The following is a 19,999-nucleotide window of genomic DNA, read 5'->3' on the forward strand; positions in this document are numbered from 1 at the left end:
AGTTGGTTCGCTGTGCAGGGCGTCTTCCTCGGCACCTTCCTGATCGGGCTGCGCGAGGGCCTCGAGGCGACCCTGATCGTCAGCATCGTGGCCGCCTTTCTCAAGCGGAACGGCCACTCGCTGCGCCCGATGTTCGTCGGTGTCGCGCTCGCGGTCGCCATCAGCGTGGGCGTCGGGGTGGGTCTCGATCTGCTGTCGGCCTCCCTGCCGCAGGTGCAGCAGGAGATGCTCGAGACGGTGATCGGCGCCGTCGCGGTCGTCTTCGTGACCACGATGGTCATCTGGATGAACCAGCACGCCTTCCAGCTCAAGGGTGAGCTGGAGCGCGAGGCCCAACGGGCCGTCACCTCCGGCAGTTCGTTCGCCCTCGTCGCGATGGCCTTCCTGGCCGTATTGAAGGAAGGCTTCGAGACGGCGGTCTTCCTGCTCGCGGCGATGCAGGCGAGCGGCGGCAGCGGTGGGCTCGGGCTGGTCGGGGCCTTTGCCGGCATCCTCTGCGCCGTCGGCATCGGCGTCGCCATCTACTCCGGCGGGGTCCGCCTCAACATCGGGCGGTTCTTCCGCGTCTCCGGCGTCTTCCTCGTCCTGATCGCCGCCGGGCTGGTGCTGAGCACGCTGCGGACCGCGCACGAGGCGGGCTGGGTGAACATCGGCCAGCAGCCGGTCCTCGACCTGTCGTCGTGGATCCCGCGCAACTCGGTCCGCGGCGCGATCGTCACAGGGATGTTCGGCATCCCCACCGATCCGCGGTTGATCGAGGTGCTGGGCTGGCTGTTCTACGCGGTTCCGGTGCTCGTCGCTTTCCTGTGGCCGGCCCGCTGGGCGTCGTCGCCCGCAGCGCGGCGCCGGCTGCTCGGATGGTCGGCAGCGGGTCTCGCGGCGGTCGCCCTCGCACTGGTGGTGCTCGTCCCCGCCGGCGGCGTCAACCAGCCCGGGCCGGTGCGGACGGTGGCGGTCGAGTCGGGCGACACGGCGACCCTGACTCTCGGCGCCCCCGACGGCGACAGCCGGCCGCTGACGATCGCGTCGAGCGGCGGCACCACCACGGTCGCACTGATCCCGGCGGGTCGGCAGGTCGTCGACGGCCTCGCCGTGGACGTCTGGCAGGCCAAGGTCCCGACCGCGCCCGACCAGAGCGCGAACCCGGTCACCCTCGGCCAGCTCGCCACCCTCACCGGCGGCCGACTGCCGGTGGGGCTGAGCGCCAACGTCACCCCCGGCCCGTTCCAGGCGCAGTGGGCGGCCAACACCGAGTACAACGTCCTGGCCGCCGGAGACGCCCTGATCGGCGCCGACGCGGTGAGCACGCGCATCGTCACGCTCCAGGGCGGCGGACTACAGGCCGCCAAGACCGTCAGCGCGGGCAGCCTCGGCTCCGACTGGTCGATCTCCGAGGAGGAGGCGACCGCTGCGGTGGGAGCGGTCGCCGGCGCCGCGTCCGACCGGTCCGAACGCACGCTCTGGCGGGTCTGGCTGCCCGCGGTCCTCGTGCTCGCCGCCATCGCCATGGCGTCCGTCGCGATGGCGCGCGGCCACAACGTCCCCCAAGAACGAAAGGAAAAGACAGCGGTATGACAACGACATCCCCTCGCCGGTGGCTCCTCACCCCGGCCGTGATCGCCGCCTCGGCGCTCGCCCTGACCGCATGCGGGTCGGGCTCGACGGGCGGCGCCGCTCCCTCGGCGGCGCCCACGGGAGCCGCCGCCGGCGAGGGCGGGATCAGCACCGTGAACATCAGCCTGGCCAACCAGTCGGGTGCCGACGCCTGCACACCCGACAAGAACTCGGTGCCCGCCGGGCCGGTCACCTTCTCGATCAAGAACGAGAGCGCCGCCGGGATCACGGAGGTGGAGCTGATCAAGGACCAGCGGATCCTCGGTGAGAAGGAGAACCTGGCGCCGGGCCTCGACCCGGTGACGTTCACCCTCACCCTCGACGGGGGCACCTACCAGCTCTACTGCCCCGGCGCCGGCACGGACCACGTCGACTTCACCGTGACCGGGGCGGCCGCCGCGGCGCCCACCGGCTCGGCGCAGTCGATCCTCGCGCAGGGCACCAAGGACTACGCCGCCTACGTGGTCACCCAGGTCGACCAGATGAACACGGCCGTCGGCGAGCTCAACACGGCGGTCCAGGCCGGCAACGTCGACGCCGCCAAGCAGGCCTACGGCAAGGCCCGCCCGTACTACGAGCGCGCCGAGTCCGCCATCGAGGGCTTCGTGCTCCCCGGCTTCCCGCCCGAGGACAACGCGGGCAACCTCGACTACCTGATCGACATGCGCGAGTCGACCCCGGTCGACGCCGCGGTCGGCTGGTCCGGCTTCCACGCCGTCGAGCGCGACCTGTGGCAGGGCGGTGCGGTCACCGACGAGACCAAGAAGTACAGCTCCGACCTGGTCACCAACGTCGGCAAGCTGCAGGGTGTCGTCGCCGAGCTGGAGTACCGCCCCGAAGACCTCGCCAACGGTGCGGCGGGCCTGATCGAAGAGGTCCAGAGCGGCAAGATCACCGGCGAGGAGGAGCAGTTCAGCCACCTCGACCTGGTCGACTTCGCCGGGAACGTCGAAGGCGCCCAGCAGGCCTACGCCTCGCTGCGGCCCGGCCTGGAGCAGATCGACGCCGACCTGGTCAAGACGCTGGACGGACAGTTCGTGTCCGTGCAGGCGACCCTCGACACGTACCGCGACCCGAATGCGATCGGCGGCTTCAAGCCCTACACGCCCGAGCTGCAGGCCAGCGACTCCGCCAAGCTGACCGCCGCGATCCAGCCGCTGCACGAATCGCTGGCTGCCGTCGCGCAAAAGGTGGTATGAGCGGTTCGATGGATGCGGGTGACGGTGCGGCCGAGGATTCAGTACCGCAGCAGCCCCGGCAGCCCCCGGAGGCGGTCGCGACGGGTACCTCCCGCCGCGGCCTCCTCCGGGGCGCCCTGCTCGGCGGCGTCGGGGGTCTGGTCGTCGGGGGCGCAGGAGGTGCCGTCGCAGGGCGGACGCTCATCTCCGAAGACTCCACGGACGCCGTCAACCTCGGCACCAAGTACCCCTTCTACGGGCAGCGGTACCAGGTCGGGATCGCGACGGAGCCGCAGCGGCACTGCCTGTTCGCGACGTTCCGGCTGGCCCCCGGCGCCACGACACGAGACCTGCAGGTGCTGCTGGCCCGCTGGTCGGCGGCGATCGCCGTGCTCCAGGACGGCCGGTCGGTCGGGTCGGTGGAACCGACCTCGCCGCTGCAGCCGCCGCGTGACACCGGCGAGGCGCACGACCTGAGCCCGGCGAGCCTCACGGTGACACTCGGGCTGGGCCCCTCGGTGTTCGGTGAGCGGTTCGGCCTGGCCCGGTTCAAGCCGGCCCTGTTCTCCGACCTGCCGCCGCTGAACGGCGACTTCCTGGACCCGAAGTTCACCGGTGGCGACCTGAGCCTGCAGGCGTGCGCCGACGACCCGCAGGTGAGCTACCACGCCTTCCGCAACCTCGCCCGGATCGGCCGCGGCGTCGTCGTCCCCTACTGGACGGTGCTGGGCTTCGGCCGGGCCTCGGCCGGTGAGGGGCAGGCGACCCCGCGCATGCTGCTGGGATTCAAGGACGGCACCCGCAACATCAAGACCGACGACCAGATGGCGCAGTTCGTGTGGATCGACAAGAGCGACCAGCCGTGGCTCGACGGCGGCTCGTACCAGGTCGTCCGCAAGATCCGGATGCTGCTCGAGACCTGGGACGCCGACCGGATCGGCGACCAGCAGGAGATCTTCGGTCGCGACAAGGCCGAGGGCGCCCCCCTGACCGGGACCAAGGAGTTCGACCACCCCGATTTCGCGGCACGCGACGCCGAGGGCGAGCTGATCATCAATCCCCTGGCCCACATCGCGCTGTCGGCGCCGGAGAACAACGGCGGCGTGATGATCAAGCGTCGGTCGTACAACTACACCGACGGCCTCGCCGCGGACGGCCAGCTCGACGCCGGACTGCTGTTCATCTCCTACCAGAACGACCCGCAGCACTTCATCCGGCTGCAGAACCGGCTGGGCGCGAACGACCTGCTCAACGAGTACATCCGGCACATCGGCTCGGGCATCTTCGTGGTTCCCCCCGCTCCCGAGGAGGGCCACTACATCGGCGAGGCGCTGTTCGCCTGACACCCCTCGACGATCGACGCTCACCCTCGAGCTCGTGATCGTGGCATCCTGACGTGACGATCGTCCCTCCGGCCGGAGCCGCGCCGTGGGCTGTCGGCGCAGTTCCAGGCGTTGCACCGGCATGAGGACGGGCGAGGGGGGCGACGGTGTCCGGAGGCGTTTCCCGACGCCGGCTGCTCGGGTGGACCGGCGCCGGCGCCGCAGTGGCCGGCGTGGGGGCCGTGTCGGGGTACACGCTCGGGCGGTCGGAGCCGGACGTCGCATCTCCCGGCGCGGACGTCGTCGACTTCCGCGGCACCTACCAGGCCGGGATCACCACTCCGTCGCAGAACGAGCTCTACTTCACGGCGCTCGACCTGACCTCCACCGGCAAGGCCGCCGTGCAACGGATGCTGAGCCAGTGGACGACGGCCGCCGAGCGCATGACGCAGGGCCTGGAGACCGCGGAGGGCGGCGCGCTTCCGCGGAACCGCGAGTCGCCTCCGACGGACACGGGTGAGGCGCTGGACCTGCCGCCCTCGTCGCTGACCGTGACCATCGGATTCGGCAGCACCTTCTTCGACAAGCTCGGCATCCCCGACCGGCGGCCGGCCGCCCTCGCCGAGCTTCCGCCCTTCGCCGGCGACCAGCTCGACCCGGCGCGGACGGGCGGCGACATCTGCATCCAGGCCTGTGCGAACGACCCGCAGGTCGCGGTGCACGCGGTCCGCAACCTCATCCGCATCGGCTTCGGCACGACGGCGGTGCGGTGGGGGCAGTTCGGGTACGGCCGGACCTCGTCGACGTCGACGCAGCAGCCGACCGCCAGGAACCTGTTCGGCTTCAAGGACGGCACGCACAACCTCAAGGCCGAGGAGCCGGACCTGCTGGACGAGCACGTCTGGGTGCAGGGTGGCGACGGGCCCGACTGGATGACCGGCGGGACCTACCTCGTCGCCCGCCGCATCCGCATGCACATCGAGACCTGGGACCGCGCCTCGCTCGACGAGCAGGAGGCCGTGATCGGGCGAACCAAGGGCACCGGCGCCCCGCTGGGCGGGACCGGGGAGTTCGAGCCGGCCAACTATCGCTCGATCGACGCGAACGGCACACCGGTCATCCCGGTCAACTCGCACATCCGGGTCGCGTCGGCGGAGTCGCTGAACGGCATCAAGATGCTGCGGCGCGGGTTCAACTTCGTCACCGGCAGCGACGACCGCGGGCACCTGAACGCGGGCCTGTTCTTCATCTGCTTCGTCCGCAACCCGCAGACGCAGTTCGTGCCCATGCAGCAGGCCCTCTCCGCCAACGACGCGATGAGGGAGTACATCCAGCACACCGGCTCCGCGGTGTTCGCCTGCCCGCCGGGCCTGCGCGAGGGCGAGTACTGGGGCCAGCGGCTCCTCGAGGACGCGGTGTGACCCACAGGGCTGAGCCGCAGCTCACCCTGATCCCGTCGGTACCGAGGAGTACAACGGATGAGGGACGTCCGGCGGGCGCGCACGGAAGAGGAGAAGGAATGCTCTGGACGATCATCGGATGGATCGTGTTCGGGCTCATCGTCGGCTTCATCGCCCGGGCCCTGGTGCCGGGCCGCGACGCGATCGGGGTGCTGCGGACGATCGCGCTCGGCGTGGTCGGCTCGGTGCTCGGTGGTTTCGTGTTCGGCCTGCTCACGGTGGGGTTCCGCGGTTTCCAGCCGGCAGGCTGGATCGGCTCGATCGTCGGCGCCGTGATCGTGCTGCTGGTCTACAACAAGTTCCTGGCCGGCAGCCGCAGGCGCATCTGAGCCCGTGACGGGTCAGGCCGGCGCGGTGGCGTACCGGTCGGCCGCGGTCCACACGCGGCGGGCGTAGTCGATCGAGCGGTTGTAGGCGAGGACTCCGTCCCACCAGCCGTCGCCGTCGGCCGTGTCACGTCCACCGGCGCACAGGTAGCCCGCGGCCGCCGCGGCGGCGTCGTCGAGGTCGTCCGGGTTGCGCACGCCGTCGCCGTCACCGTCGGCGCCGTAGCGCGCCCAGGTGCCCGGCAGGAACTGCATCGGCCCGACGGCGCGGTCGTACCCCACGTCGCCGTCGAGTCGGCCGCCGTCAGTGTCGGGGATCTCGGCGAGTCCCGGCGAGCCGTCGAGCGGCACGCCGACGATGGGTGGCCGGACGACGCCGTCGGCGTCGAGATCGGCCCGGCCCAGCCGGCCGTGGTCGGACTCGATCCGGCCCACCGCGGCGAGCGTCGCCCACGACAACCGGCAGTCCGGGGTGGCGGCACGTTGGGTCCGCTCCGCCGCGCCGTAGGCCTCGAGTGCGCGCGCCGGCACCCCGGTCGACCGGGCGGCCCGGTCGGCCCACACGGCCAGGTCGAGGTCGTCGGCCAGCGGCGGGATCGCGGGCAGTGCCGTCCCCCGCGCCACCGCAGCAGGATCGTCCGCATCACTGTCGCGGCCGTCCCGTCCGTCCGGGCGCAGAGGGCCGAGTACGGCGACGACCACTAGCCCGGCCGCGACCACCACGAGCGCGACGACGGCGGACAAGATCGCGACGGGACGCACACCCCCACGGTACGGAGCCCGCCTGAGACGCTTCTGAGGGCGACCTCGGCCGTCAGCCCGCCGGCCAGTGCGTCCGCCACGTCTCGGCGTCGAGTGCGTGCGGATCGAGGCCCGCGTCGCGTGCCGAGCGCTCGGCGGCGCGGACGTCGTCGGCGAACCGGCGCGCCGCGGTGCGGAGTGCCGCCTCCGGGTCGCCGCCCGCGAGCTTGGCCTTCGCCGCGACAGCGAACAGCTGCTCCCCCGGGCCGGCGGCGCGGGGCAGCAGGTCGGCGGGCAGCCCGGCCCGTGCCGTCCGGCTCACGAGCTTGGCCGCGAGCGCGACGGCCGGTTGCCCGAGCGGCACCCCGTCCACGCTGGAGTCGCGCTGCTTCTCCGCCCGCTTGAGCTCCTCCCACCGGTGCTCCTGGCGCTCCGCGGTGTCGATGCGCTCGGATCCGGCGAACACGTGCGGGTGCCGGCCCACCAGCTTGGCAACGAGATCGCCCGCGACGTCGTCGATGTCGAACGACCACTCCCCGTCGGCCGCCACCCGGGCGTGGAACAGCACCTGCAGCAGCACGTCGCCGAGCTCCTCGCGGGTCGCGGGGCCGTCGCCGTCCTCGATCGCCTGGTAGAGCTCGTAGCACTCCTCCACCATGTACTGCAGCAGCGACTCGTGCGTCTGCTCGGCGTCCCAGGGGCAGCCTCCGGGCGAGCGCAGCCGGTCCATCACCGCCACGGCGTCGAGCAGCGCGGTACCGCGGGGCGCGACGATCACCTCGTCGGCCGCGGGGGCCTGCGCGAGATCCGTGGTGAGCAGGACCCAGTCGGCGCCGGCCGGTGCACCGGGCACCGCCCCGGCGGCGACCGCGACCTTCTCGGGGACCGTGTCGTCGGCGATCACGTGGGCGGTCGCCCGCAGCGCGGGCAGCGCCGCCGTCGGCACCACCTCGCCCCCGACGGGCAGGACGACGACCGTGCGCGGCATGCCTGCCCCGGCCTCAGCCCATGAGCGGCAGGATCGCGCCGCCCTGCTGATCCGCCGCGACCACCCGCATCGACACCGGATCCCACACCCCGAAGCGCGGGTTGACCCGCACGCCGACCTCTTCGGACAGGGGCTGCAGCAACCTGTCGCCGATGGCGGCGAGATCCGAGTCGCCCAGCGAGGCCGCGGCGCTCGGGTCGGCGTTCGCGTCTTCCTGACGATCCGTCACGCGCAGCACGATCCAGCCGCCCTGCTGAGGGCTGGGCTGGAAGTAGGCGGTACGCCCGACGGGCAGGCCGAAGAGCACGGTCGACGCCGCCTCGGGGCTGCGGACCGCCTGGTAGGACATGTTGCGCCGCGACGTCTCGGGGTTCGAGGCGAACAGCGCGTCGGCCTCCGGGCCGCCGGTGGCGAGCACGCGGGCCTTGGCCGCCGCGTCGTCGCGCGAGTTCGCGGCGACGAGATCGGCGGTGATCGTGAGCCCGGGGACGATCCGCTGCGCGTGCTTGACGGCGATGAGCCGGTCGCGCACCCGCTCGCGGATCGCGGACAGGTCGTAGAGCGACTGCGACAGCGCGGCGTCCGCCCCGCCGCTCTCCTGCAGCGCCGCGTCGACGTCCGCCTCGGAGACCGTGATGCCCTCGGTCGCCGCGGTGCGGGCGAGCAGGTCGTGCATCACCGCGCCGGTCACCACGTCGCGGGCGATGTCCGGCGCACCGACACCGCTGCTGGCGAGCTGCGCCACGACGTCGGTCTTGCCGAGCGCGACGTCCAGGCGCGACTGCACCTGCTCCAGCGGCACCGCGGTTGTGCCGACGATCACAGCGGACCCGACCTGGCTCGGCCCGGCACCACAACCGCTGACCACCACACCGACGGTTGCGACCACCGCGAGGGCCCGTCCCACCTGCCTGTACACGTCCACACCCTCTCACGGCGGCAGCACGTCACGAGTTGCGGGCGGCCGTCACCGGCGGTAAGCGCCGTCGCCCGTCGGGTGTTCGCCCGACGCGGGCCCCGTCCGATTCGCACTACCGTGCGTCGTTGACCCGGCGCCGTCGGTCCACCGCCGCGGCGCCGGGTCGTCGACGCGTGCCGCTCCCCGCCGTACGTCGAGGAACGCTCGCGTCCCGCGTGGAGGGGCGCGGGGAGGCGCGGCCGATCGGGTACGGTCGGCCGCGCCGCCGTCCGAGCGCGACGTCCCGGAGGGTCAGAGGTCGCCCAGGTCGACGAGCCCGTCCTGCAGTGCCCGCGCCACCAGCGCCGCCTTCGTCGAGGCCGGGCGGCCGACGTCCGCGTACTTGATCCGTACGCGAGCGATGTAGGTGTCGATCGTCTTCACCGAGAGCCCGAACCGGGCGGCCACGAGGTTCTTCGAGTCGCTCTCGAACCACGCGAGCAGCACCTCCCGCTCGCGGTCACTCAGCACCGGCCGGTCGGCGCGCCGGTCGCCCGCCATCACCCCGCCGAGCGCCGGTGAGACGTAGGGCAGGTCCCGCGCCGCGGCGTGCACCGCGGGGATGAGGTGCTCGCGCCCCTCCGCCTTGGTCAGGTAGGTCGACACGCCGGTTTCGAGGCACCGCAGCACGGTCGCGTCGTCGGCCGCCTGCGAGTACACGACCACGCGCCGGCCCCCGGCCACGAGCCGGCCGACGGCGTCGAACGCCAGCACGCCGGTCTCCAGCTGCAGGTCGAACAGCACGACGTCCGCCGCCGCACCCGCACCCGACACCGCCACCGCCGGCTCGTGTCCCCATGCGACGACGGTGATCGGCGGAGCGGCCGCGGCGCACCAGGCCCGCACCCCGTCGACGATCGCCGGGTGATCGTCGACGATCACGACGCTGACGGGCTCCACCGCACCTCCACCCAGGTCTGCTGCTCCGTTCCGACGACGACCACCGAGATCTCCGCGGGCCCGACCGATTCGATCATGGGAACGTCGGTGACGGCCGTAGCGAGATCGGTGTCGGTCACGACGCCGACGAGCACCCCTGTTCCCGCCGCGCTCACGGTCACGCGCGCGGATCGGCGGGCCGCGAGGAGTACCGGGGCGACCGCGTCGACGAGCGCGCTGCGGACCGCCGCCGGCGGCACGGGCCGCTCCCCCGTCGCCGAGAACGACACCTCGGTGCCGCGCTGGTCGAGGAGGTCGACGAGCGATCCCAGCTCGGCCGCGAGGAGGTCGACCACGTCGCCCTCCTCCGCGAACAGCCGCCGGAGCCGGGCGGCTTCGACCGCAGCGCGCCGTTGGACATCGGGATCCGCGGGCGACAGGCTCCCGTCACCGATCCCCAGCAGCAGGGGCAGCACGCTGTCGCGCAGCCGCGTGTAGCGCTCCTCGCGGTCGTCGTGCAGCTGCCGGGCGACCTCCTCGGCCGTCACCGTCGCGGCCTGCCGGTGTGCGGCCTCGGTCGCGGCCCCTGCCACCCGGTCCAGCGCAGCGCCTGCGGTCCCGACGGCCAGCTGGAACCCGCCCGTCGCGGCGACCACGACGGCCAGGTCGACGGCCGTGAGCAGGTCGAGCCGATCGGCGAGCCCGAGCTGCACCACGGTGAGCGCGACGTGCACGCCCAGGAAGCCGAGCAGTGCGGCGAGTCCGGTGTCGGCGAGCAGCAGCACGCCGAACCAGCCGACCGCGCCGAGCGTCTGGTGCGGCGGACCGACGAGCGCCGAGGCGGGCAGCAGCGCGGTCGCCCACACCGACAGCGCGAGCACGAACGCGGCCGCGGGCCACCGGGCACGCCCCCAGGTGCGCCGCCGAAGGACGAGCACCCCGTCGGCGACGGCGACGGCGAGCAGACCGGCGAACCAGGCCGGGCCGGTCCATCTCGGTTCGTAGACCGCCAGATCGGCGACGACGTGGGGCAGCACCAGGCCGACGAGGATCACCAGGACGATCACTGACCGGGCCACGCGCAGGCTGTGCAGCAGTGCCAGCGCCAGAGAGGGCCGCTCGGCGACGAGACCGTCGGGAGTCACCTCGGCCACCGCAGCCGCACGACCGTGCCCCGTCCCGACGCCGATTCGACCACCGCGTACCCGCCCGCGGCGTCCATCCGGTCGTGGACCGACAGGGCGAGACCGAACCGGTGCGCGCCGACCGCGGTGGGGTCGAACCCCACGCCGTCGTCGGCCACGACGACCTCGATGCCCGCGGATTCCCCGTCGCGTCGCGCGTGCACGCGCGCATCTTCGGCGCCGGCGTGCCGGGCGACGTTCTCCAGCGCCTCGGCCGCCGCCCCGGCGAGGGCCCGGACGACGGCCGCAGGCGCCGTCAGGTCGGCCGGGCAGTCGAGCTCGACGCGCACGCGCGCGGCTCGCGCCACCTCGTGGAGTGCGGGTTCCAGCGCGGCCTCGGCGCCCTCGGCGTCCGGCGGCCCGTCACGGACGCCGCCGAGCAGGCGGATGTCGCGCCGGACCTGGCCGGGCAGCCAGGCCTCCGTGCCGCGCACCGTACCCAGACCGATCATGAGCAGCGTGCTCGCGGAGGTGTCGTGCAGGGTGGCCCAGTGCGCGCGCTGCGCGGACCGACGGGCGGCGGCGGTCGCGGCGGTGCGCTCGGCGTCGAACCGCGCCCGCATCAGGCGGTCGGCTTCGCGCCCGGCCCGTTGCAACAGCACCCACAGCAGCCGCGCGAGGACCGCCTCCACCACCATCCAGCCCCCGCCGCCGGCGAAGACCCCGTCCCACACCGTGAGTCCCGGCGACATCGCCGCTCCGGCGACGAACGCGGCGCACACGGCCGCCGTAGCGGCGGCAGCGGCCGGGATGCCCAGCTGGAACTGGACCGCGACGACGGTGAACGACGCGATCGGCGACACCCAGCCCAGCGACGCGATCTGCTGTCCCGGGTCCACCAGGACCGGCTTGGCCAGGCACAGGCCACAGACCAGGACGACGTCCACCGCGCAGACCGCGCGGTACAGGCGGCAGGAGCGCCCGTCCGGCAGCAGCGCCCCGAGGTACACCAGGTTCCACACGACGACCGCCGAAGCGGCCGCCACGGCGAGGCCCGGTCCCCGCGGAGGCAGGGAGAACGGGCTCGCGACCGCACAGAGCACGCCGACCGCGGCGCGTCCCACCGCCGGATAGCGGCGGCCGAACCGCCGCAGGCCGCGGGAGACCGGCGCGGCGGCGGAGTCGGACATCGCGATCATGGTCGACCTGCCGCCGGTAGGTGTTACCTGGCGGCGGCGACCGGCACCAGGACGTCGCTGATCAACGCGGCACACCAGTCGAGCAGCTCCACGTCGCGCAGTGGAGCGCCGCCCAGCCGGCCGCCCTCGACCGGCCGTGGCACCGTGACCAGTTTGGTCGCCGGCTTGTACAGCGCCTTCGGGTGCAGCCGGCGCAGCCGCAGCTGCGCGGAGTCCGGCAGGTCCACCGGGGCGATGCGGATGTTGTTCCCGGCGAGGGCCACCTCCGCCACTCCCTGCGCCCGGCAGCGCTGCCGGAACGCGGCGACGGCGAGCAGGTTGCGCACCTGCGTCGGGGGCTCGCCGTAGCGGTCGGTCAGCTCCTCGACGATCGCGTCCAGCGCGTCCTGGTCCGGCGCCTCGGCGATCTTGCGGTAGGCCTCCAGCCGCAGCCGGTCCCCGGTGACGTAGTCGTACGGGACGTGCGCGTCGATCGGCAGGTCCACCCGCACCTCGACCAGCTCCGCCTCCTCGGCGCCTTCCGGTGCCCCCGCAGCCGACCGGAACGCGGCGACGGCCTCCCCGACCAGCCGGATGTAGAGGTCGAACCCGACTCCGGCGATGTGGCCGCTCTGCTCGGCGCCGAGGATGTTGCCCGCGCCGCGGATCTCCAGGTCCTTCATCGCGACGGCCGTGCCCGCGCCCAGCTCCGAGTGCTGCGCGATGGTGGCAAGGCGGTCGTGGGCGGTCTCGGTCAGCGGGTGCTCGGGCGGATAGAGGAAGTAGGCGTAGCCGCGCTCGCGGCCGCGGCCGACCCGCCCGCGCAGCTGGTGCAGCTGCGAGAGGCCCAGGGTGTCGCTCCGCTCGACGATCAGGGTGTTCGCGTTCGAGATGTCCAGGCCGTTCTCGACGATCGTGGTGCACACCAGGACGTCGTACTCGCGGTGCCAGAACCCGTTGACCGTGCGCTCCAGCAGGTCTTCGTTCATCTGCCCGTGCGCCACCGCGACCCGGGCCTCGGGCACGAGCTCGCGGATCCGGCGCGCCGCGCGGTCGATCGTCGACACGCGGTTGTGCACGAAGAACACCTGGCCGTCGCGCAACAGTTCCCGCCGGATGGCCGCCCCGACCTGCTTCTCGTCGTAGGCGCCGACGTAGGTGAGCGTCGGGTGGCGGTCTTCGGGCGGCGTCGTGATGGTCGACATCTCGCGGATGCCCGCCAGGCTCATCTCCAGCGTGCGCGGGATCGGCGTCGCGCTCAGCGTCAGCACGTCGACGTGCGTGCGCATCGCGGTGATGTGCTCCTTGTGCTCGACGCCGAAGCGCTGCTCCTCGTCGACGATCACCAGGCCGAGGTCCTTCCAGCGGATCCCGGTCTGCAGCAGCCGGTGGGTGCCGACCACGACGTCCACGGTGCCGTCGGCGAGCCCGGCGATCGTCTGGCGGCCCTCCGCGGCGTCGGTGAACCGCGACAGCCCCCTGACGGTGACGGGGAAGGCCCGCATCCGGTCGGTGAAGGTCTGCAGGTGCTGGGTGGCCAGCAATGTCGTCGGCACGAGCACCGCAACCTGCTTGCCGTCCTGCACCGCCTTGAACGCCGCGCGCACGGCGATCTCGGTCTTGCCGAACCCGACGTCGCCGGAGATCACCCGGTCCATCGGGACGGGCCGCTCCATGTCCGCCTTGACCTCGTCGATCGCCGAGAGCTGGTCCGGGGTCTCGGTGAACGGGAAGGCGTCCTCCAGCTCACGCTGCCAGGGCGAGTCGGGGGCGAACGCGTGCCCGGGCGCGGACTGGCGGGCGGCGTAGAGCTGCACGAGCTGGGCGGCGATCTCCCGGACCGCCTTGCGGGCACGGCCCTTCGTCTTGGCCCAGTCGGCGCCGCCGAGCTTGTTCAGGGCGGGCACCTCGCCGCCGACGTAGCGGCTGACCTCGTCCAGGGCGTCCGTCGGCACGAACAGCCGGTCGGCGGGCTGGCCCCGCTTCGACGACGCGTACTCGAGCACGAGGTACTCGCGGGTCGCGCCGCTGACCGTGCGCTCCCGCATCTCGACGAAGCGGCCGATCCCGTGCTGGGCGTGGACAACGTAATCGCCGGGCTGCAGGGTGACGAGGTCGACGGCGTTGCGGCGGCGCTTGCTGCCCAGGGTGCGGGAGTCGGTGGTCGCGGCGGCGCGGTTGCCGGTGACGTCGGCCTCGGTGAGCAGCACGAAGCCGCTGCCCGTGGTCAGGCCCTCGGTCAGGCAACCGCAGGTGACGGTGACGAGGCCGGGCTCCGGCGCGGCGGACAGCCGTTCGACGAGCTTGGCGGGCACCTCCGCGTCGTGGAGCTGCTCGATGGCGCGCTGCGCGGTCCCAGGACCGGCGACGACGAGCGCGGCCGTGCCGCCTGCCGCGACGTGGCCGCGCAGGTCGGTCAGCGCCCGGTCGGTGTCGCCGCGGTACGACTCGACCTCGTGCACCGCAGGCGCGAAGACCCTGTCGTCTTCCTGGTCGCGGCCCGACACGAGCGGGCTCAGGGTGACGACCGGGTGCCCGGTCGCCGCGGCGTGGCCGAGCACGTCGTCGAGGCCGCGGTAGGCGCTGGCGCCCACGTCGATCGGGGCGTCGCCGCCGATCCCCGCGGTGAACCAGCTCGCCTCGAGGAACTCCTGACCCGTTCGCACGAGGTCCGCCGCGCGGGTGCGGATGCGCTCGGGATCGGCGAGCAGCACCGGTGCGCCGGCCGGCAGCAGGTCCGTGAGCAGCTCGAGCTCGGCCCCGACCAGCGCCGGGATGAGCGACTCCATGCCCTCGGCGGGGATGCCCTCGGCCAGGTGCTCCAGCAGCTCGCGCAGCGGCGGGTTGTTCTCGTGGGCGCGGGCGAGCACCGCGGCCCGGGCCCGCACCTCGGTGGTGAGCAGCAGCTCGCGACAGCCCGGGGCGTGCAGCTCGTCGACGGGGGCCACGGAACGCTGGTCGGCCACGGCGAAGCTGCGCAGCTCGCTGACCTCGTCGCCCCAGAACTCGACGCGCACGGGGTGCTCGGCGGTGGGCGGGAACACGTCGACGATCCCGCCGCGGACGGCGAACTCACCGCGGGTGGTGACCATCTCCACCCGCGTGTAGGCCAGCTCGACGAGCCGGACCAGCAGGTCGTCGAAGTCGTGGGTGTCGCCGACCCGCAGGCTGACCGGCTCCAGCCGGCCGAGACCGGGCGCGATCGGCTGGATCAGGCTGCGGGCGGCCGCCACGACCAGCCGGGGCGCGGTGGCGGGGTCGGCCAGCCCGCGAAAGATCGACAGCCGGCGGCCGACGGTGTCCGGGCGCGGCGAGAGCCGCTCGTGGGGCAGGGTCTCCCAGCTCGGCAGCACGGCGACGACGTCGCGACCGAGCAGGTCCGCGGCGGCGGAGGCGAGGTCATCGGCCTCGCGGTCGGTCGCGGTGACGGCGAGGACCGTCCGGCCCTGGGCGAGGCCGGCGGCCAGGAAGGGCCGCAGTGCCGCGGGACCCTCGACGGCCAGCGCCGGCACACCGGCGGCGCGCACGTCGCGGGCTGCGGCGGCCAGTGCGCCGAGTTCGGGGTCCGAGGTGGTGAGCAGACCGGAGAGCTTGGCCACGATTCCCCTTGCAGCAGGCACGCAGGACAGACCCCTGCCCGGGACGGATGGGGGTCTACCCCCAGGTTACGCGGCCCGCCGCCGACCGGCCCGGACGCCCAGCGCCCCCGTCGCCGCGGCGTGATCGCTCAGGTGCCGGATCTGAGCAACGTCGGTCGGGGTGGAGCGTCGTTGGTAGGGGGAGCTCCCCACCCCTCTACCGAAGGAAGCTGCATGGTCAACGTTCACATCGACCCGGCCTTCGATGACGGCGAGCGGCGGCGCCGCCTGTTCGGCGGCGACGTCCTGATCTACACCCAGGTGCCGGAGATCGCGGCCTTCGCCGCGTACACCCGGGAGATGATCACCGAGCTGTTCGCGCCGCACGACCCGCTCACGATCAGCACGGTGTACTCCCCCGAGGAGCTCGCCGACATGTTGATCGAGTTCAAGCCGCGCTGGATCCACGACCCGCGGTCCATGGAGCACGTGCGCACGATCGCGCGGGCGCTCGGCTGCGAGCCGGGGAACATCCACGCCGACGTGCCGAAGCTGCGCACCGCCTTCCCCCAGGGCGGGCTGTCCACCGGCATCGCCTACGCCTTCCAGGCCCACCGCGACACCTGGTACGCCGCCCCCAAGGCGCAGATCAACTGGTGGATGCCGGTGTGGCCGGTGGCCGAGAACAACATCATGGAGTTCTACCCGCACGGCTTCGGCGCGCAGGTGGAGAACAACTCCGGCGACTACGACTACTACGTCGCCAACACCTGGCGCGGGAACATCAAGGACTTCAGCGGCGGCAAGGACGCCCGGGTGCACCCCGCACCGGTGAACGGGATCCCGGCCGACGCGACGCGGCTGACGGTGGTGCCGCCGCTGGGCGGGATCATGCTGTTCTCCGGTGACCAGCTGCACGCCTCGATCCCCAACACCAGCGGGATCACCCGCTACAGCATCGACTTCCGCACCGTCCACATCGACGACGTGCACGCCGGCATCGGTGCCCCGGTCGCGGACGTCGCCTGCACGGGCACGGCCATGCGCGACTTCAAGCGCATGACCGACGGCGCGTCGTTCACCGACGACGAGATCGCGCCCTACGACAGCGAGAGCGCCGCAGGCGCCGCCGGCATCAAGGAGTTCGTCCCCACCAGCTGACCGCGCACCCGCACCCGCACCCGCCTCCCGCCGCAAACGCGCGAGTCGGCACGTTCACCAGCGCGAGTCGGCAGTTTTCGGTCTCGCGGAACTGCGCATTCAGCCTGTCGAACGTGCCGACTCGCGGAACTACGGGCGGGGCGGGAGGTCGGGACGGCGGCGGGACGGGCGGGTCGCCGGGTCCGGGGGGCGGGCCGCGGGGCGTTCCTCGAGCCGCTCCAGGGCCAGATCGACCGCGCGCTCCAGCTGCGGGTCGCGGCCCGCGGCGTGGTCCTGCGGGGTGGTCACCACCTCGATGTCCGGGTCGACCCCCCGGTTCTCCACCTCCCAGCCCGTGTCGTCGAACCACGACGCGTACCGCGGCTGGGTCACGCGCGTGCCGTCCACCAGGTGGTAGCGGCCGTCGATCCCGATCACCCCGCCCCAGGTCCGCGTCCCGATCACGGGCCCGATGCCCAGCCGCTTGATCGCGGCGGTGACGATGTCGCCGTCCGAGCCCGAGTGCTCGTCGGCCAGGGCGACGACCGGGCCGCGCGGGGCGTCGTCGGGATACGGGAAGGACTGACGGTGCCGCGGCACGTCCCAGCCGATCACCCGCCGCGCGAGCTTCTCGACCACCAGCTGCGAGGTGTGCCCGCCGCTGTTGCCGCGCACATCGAGGATCAGGCCGTCGCGCGCGGTCTCGCGCCCCAGATCGCGGTGCAGCTGCGCCCACCCGCTGGCGACCATGTCCGGGACGTGCAGGTAGCCCAGGCGGCCCTCCGAGCCGTCGGCGACGAACGCCCGCCTGCCCGCCACCCAATCCTGGTAGCGCACCTCCGACTCCGAAGAGAGCGGCTTGACGACGACCCGGCGCACCTCGCCCTCGCGCCCGGATGCGGCATGCCCGGGACCGGTCCGCACCGTGAGCTCGACCAGCCGGTTCGCGGTGCCCACCAGCAGCGGGGCAGGCCCCCACTCGGGGTCCACGGGCCGTCCGCCCACCTCGAGGATCACGTCGCCGGCCCGGACGTCGACACCCGGGCCGGCCAGCGGGCTCCGCGCGTCCGGTGCCGACGTCTCGGGCGGCAGCACCCGTGCCACCCGCCAGCCGTCGTCCGTGCGGTCGAGGTCGGCACCCAACAGGCCGGGCCGGCCCGACCAGTCGCCCCCACCGCCCCCGGACACGTACGCGTGGGAGGTGCCGAGCTCGCCGTTCACCTCCCACAGCACGTCGACGAGGTCGTCGACACTGCCCACCGCGTCGACCAGCGGCCGGTAACGCGCCAGCTCCGCCGCCCAGTCGACCCCGGCCATGTCCGCGACCCAGAAATGGTCGCGCATCAGGCGACCCGCCTCGTCGTACATCTGCCGCCACTCGGCCGTCGGATCGACGGTGACCACGATGCGCCGGGTGTCGATCTCGAACTCGTCGGCGTCGCCCTTCTCCGGCGCCGTCGACCCCGTACGGTCCGAGCGCAGCACCCGCAAGGTCTCCCGGTCACGGACGACGAGGCGGGTGCCGTCGCCGCTCACCGCGTAAGCGCTCACCGGGTCCGCGATCACGTCGAGCTTCAGGCGCACCAGGTCGTAGCGCTCGAGGACGGGCCGGTCCGGCTTCTCGTCGTCCGGTCGCCCGGATCCGAGCACCCCCTCGACGGGCGAGTGGAACCACAGCAGGCACCCCTTGGCCGCACTCATCCCGGAGTAACGGCCCTCCCCCACCGGGATCGGCACGACCCGGTCGACCAGCCCGTCGACGTCGATCAGCACCTCCGGCGGCGCCTTCTTCTCCGCGTCCTTTTCCGGCTTCGGGACGTTCTCGGCGCCCTCCGCGGACGGGTCGTCGGGGTCGGGGGCGCGAAGGTCGTCGGCCTTCTCGTCGGCGTGCGAGGTGGGGCGTCCGTCGGGGCTCGCGCCGAACGGGTCGGGCGTGCGGGCGGCCAACGGGACGAGGAACGGCCGCCAGGACGCCGGGAACGTGAGGTCGAACGAATGCTGGTCGTAGATCGGGTCGAAGCTGCGCCGCGACAGGAAGGCCAGGTAGCGACCGTCGAGGGTGAAGGTCGGGGAGCGGTCGACGAACCGGGGTTCGGTGACCGCGACGGGCACACCGTCGGCCGGTCGCATCACGGCGATTCGGCTGATCCCCGCCTCGATCGGATCGGTGTACGCGAGCCACTGCGAGTCGGGCGACCAGGCGAGACCCGAGATCTCGCCGTCGGCTCCGCGGGCGAGCTCGCGCACCTCGCCCTCGTCGCTTTCACCAGCGGAAAGGTCGACGAGCAGCAGCCTCCCGTCGTGCATCGCCACGGCGACGCTCCGGCCGTCCGGGGCCGCCGCCAGTTGCAGCACCCGCCCGCCGACGGAGTACCGGACCAGCGGCGGCGCCTCCTCGGCGCGCGGGTCCATCGGGGCGACGGTCACGGCCTCCTCGCCGTCCGCGTCGTCCACCCAGACGGCCCGGTCGTCGCCCAGCGGCTCGGCGAGCCGGGCGCGGACACCCGGCTCGGCGATCAGGGTCCGGGCCGGACCGTCGCGGTGGGTGAGCCGGTGGACGGTGCCACGGACGCTGACGACGCTCGTCCGGCCGGTCCGGTCGGGCACCGCATCGGACAGCCACGCGGACGTGGTGATCCGGTGCGGCTCCCGGGCCGTGCGGGGGCCGCCGAGCCGGACGTCGAGCGGCCGAGCATCCGACTCGAGGGAGTCGAGGATCCACAGCTCGCCTGCCGACTCGAACACGACCCGGCCGCCGTCGGTGCTCGCGTGCCGTACGTAGAACGCGGGCGCGTCGGGGCCGCCGTGGTCGGTGTGGCGACGCAGGTCGCGCCCGGACCGGTCGACGGAGTAGAGGTTGCCCCAGCCCTCGTGGTCGGACAGGAACGCCAGCCGGTCGCCCACCTGCATCGGCGACTCGAGCTGGGCGTCGATCCCGGCGAGGAGCCGGACGAACCCGCCCGAGCCGTCCGCGTCCCACCACAGCTTCGCGGCCGTCCCGCCGCGGTAGCGCTTCCACCACGCCGACTCCAGCGACCGGGTCGTGGCCAGCAGCACCCCGGGCGAGTCGGCCGACAGCGCCAGGTCGGACAACGGCCCGTGCTCGCGTCGCCGCGGGGCGCCGCCGTCCACCGGGACGTCCCACGCCCACGTCGACCGGCCGAGCGACTGCCCGGCGGAGGTGAGGGCGAGCACGTCGCCCGACGGCGCCCAGCCGCGGCAGCGGGCACCGCCCCACCAGGTCAGCCGCCGCGCGGAACCACCGTCCGCGTCGGCGACGAAGACCTCCCCCGCACCCTCGCGCGTCGACGTCCACGCCACGCGGGTTCCGTCCGGCGACAGCCGTGGCGTGGCCACCGGCACGTCGTCCGCCGTGAGCCGGTAGGCCCGGCCGCCGGACACCGGCGCTGTCCACACATCGTCTTCGGCGACGAAGACCAGGGTGTCGCCGCGCAGGTGGGGGAAGCGGAGGTAGCCGGCCATGCGGAGACCGTAGCGACGCGCGGGCACACG

At 73.3% G+C, this 19,999-nt stretch carries 14 protein-coding genes; 6 read left to right on the forward strand and 8 right to left on the reverse strand.

Translation table 11 applies throughout. The features are described from left to right. Positions 1-12 precede the first annotated feature (12 nt). The 5 genes from efeU (at position 13) to RM445_RS07920 (ending at position 5,903) form a co-directional block, all read left to right on the forward strand. A complete protein-coding gene (gene efeU / locus RM445_RS07900; protein WP_311555476.1) occupies positions 13-1,575 on the forward strand; it encodes an iron uptake transporter permease EfeU in 1,563 nt (520 codons plus the stop codon). Beyond that, a complete protein-coding gene (gene efeO / locus RM445_RS07905; RefSeq protein WP_311555477.1) occupies positions 1,572-2,813 on the forward strand; it encodes an iron uptake system protein EfeO in 1,242 nt (413 codons plus the stop codon). The genes efeU and efeO overlap by 4 nt, the downstream gene beginning before the upstream one ends. After that, positions 2,810-4,135: a Dyp-type peroxidase gene (locus tag RM445_RS07910; protein WP_311555478.1), complete on the forward strand. Its 1,326-nt coding sequence runs from the start codon at positions 2,810-2,812 to the stop codon at positions 4,133-4,135. Before efeO ends, RM445_RS07910 begins: the two co-directional genes overlap by 4 nt. A 146-nt stretch (positions 4,136-4,281) precedes the next feature. Next, positions 4,282-5,535 (forward strand): iron uptake transporter deferrochelatase/peroxidase subunit, encoded by a 1,254-nt coding sequence (gene efeB, locus RM445_RS07915; protein WP_311555479.1) that lies wholly within the window; start codon positions 4,282-4,284, stop codon positions 5,533-5,535. Between the two features lie 98 nt (positions 5,536-5,633). Next, positions 5,634-5,903, forward strand: a complete 270-nt coding sequence (locus RM445_RS07920) for a GlsB/YeaQ/YmgE family stress response membrane protein (RefSeq protein ID WP_311555480.1) — start codon at positions 5,634-5,636, stop codon at positions 5,901-5,903. 12 nt (positions 5,904-5,915) lie between these two features. On the opposite strand, the gene RM445_RS07925 is transcribed toward RM445_RS07920, so the two are convergent. The 7 genes from RM445_RS07925 to mfd all read right to left on the reverse strand — a co-directional run bounded on the left by RM445_RS07925 (position 5,916) and on the right by mfd (position 15,367). Then, complete coding sequence (locus RM445_RS07925) at positions 5,916-6,662, reverse strand: lytic murein transglycosylase (RefSeq protein ID WP_311555481.1); 747 nt, start codon at positions 6,660-6,662, stop codon at positions 5,916-5,918. A 52-nt stretch (positions 6,663-6,714) separates the two neighbouring features. After that, on the reverse strand, positions 6,715-7,629 hold the full coding sequence (locus RM445_RS07930; protein WP_311555482.1) for a MazG family protein: 915 nt from the start codon (positions 7,627-7,629) through the stop codon (positions 6,715-6,717). 13 nt (positions 7,630-7,642) lie between these two features. Then, positions 7,643-8,548, reverse strand: a complete 906-nt coding sequence (locus RM445_RS07935; protein ID WP_311555483.1) for a peptidylprolyl isomerase — start codon at positions 8,546-8,548, stop codon at positions 7,643-7,645. 291 nt (positions 8,549-8,839) lie between these two features. Beyond that, on the reverse strand, positions 8,840-9,487 hold the full coding sequence (locus RM445_RS07940; RefSeq protein ID WP_311555484.1) for a response regulator: 648 nt from the start codon (positions 9,485-9,487) through the stop codon (positions 8,840-8,842). Further along, positions 9,466-10,611 carry a hypothetical protein gene (locus RM445_RS07945; protein WP_311555485.1) on the reverse strand — a complete coding sequence of 382 codons (1,146 nt, stop codon included), beginning with the start codon at positions 10,609-10,611 and terminating at the stop codon, positions 9,466-9,468. The genes RM445_RS07940 and RM445_RS07945 overlap by 22 nt, the downstream gene beginning before the upstream one ends. Then, positions 10,608-11,780, reverse strand: a complete 1,173-nt coding sequence (locus RM445_RS07950) for a sensor histidine kinase (protein WP_311555486.1) — start codon at positions 11,778-11,780, stop codon at positions 10,608-10,610. Before RM445_RS07950 ends, RM445_RS07945 begins: the two co-directional genes overlap by 4 nt. A 32-nt stretch (positions 11,781-11,812) precedes the next feature. Continuing rightward, the gene (gene mfd / locus RM445_RS07955) at positions 11,813-15,367 is read right to left on the reverse strand and encodes a transcription-repair coupling factor (RefSeq protein WP_311555487.1); all 3,555 of its coding nucleotides are present in this window, start codon (positions 15,365-15,367) and stop codon (positions 11,813-11,815) included. A gap of 213 nt (positions 15,368-15,580) precedes the next feature. Here mfd and RM445_RS07960 point away from each other — a divergent pair, with 213 nt between their 5' ends. After that, positions 15,581-16,507, forward strand: a complete 927-nt coding sequence (locus RM445_RS07960) for a phytanoyl-CoA dioxygenase family protein (protein ID WP_311555488.1) — start codon at positions 15,581-15,583, stop codon at positions 16,505-16,507. A 129-nt stretch (positions 16,508-16,636) separates the two neighbouring features. Here the strand turns inward: RM445_RS07960 and RM445_RS07965 are convergent, their stop codons facing one another. Continuing rightward, positions 16,637-19,969, reverse strand: a complete 3,333-nt coding sequence (locus RM445_RS07965) for a S41 family peptidase (protein WP_311555489.1) — start codon at positions 19,967-19,969, stop codon at positions 16,637-16,639. Positions 19,970-19,999 lie beyond the last annotated feature (30 nt).

The sequence above is a fragment of the Pseudonocardia charpentierae genome (genome assembly GCF_031845345.1).
GTDB lineage: Bacteria > Actinomycetota > Actinomycetes > Mycobacteriales > Pseudonocardiaceae > Pseudonocardia > Pseudonocardia charpentierae.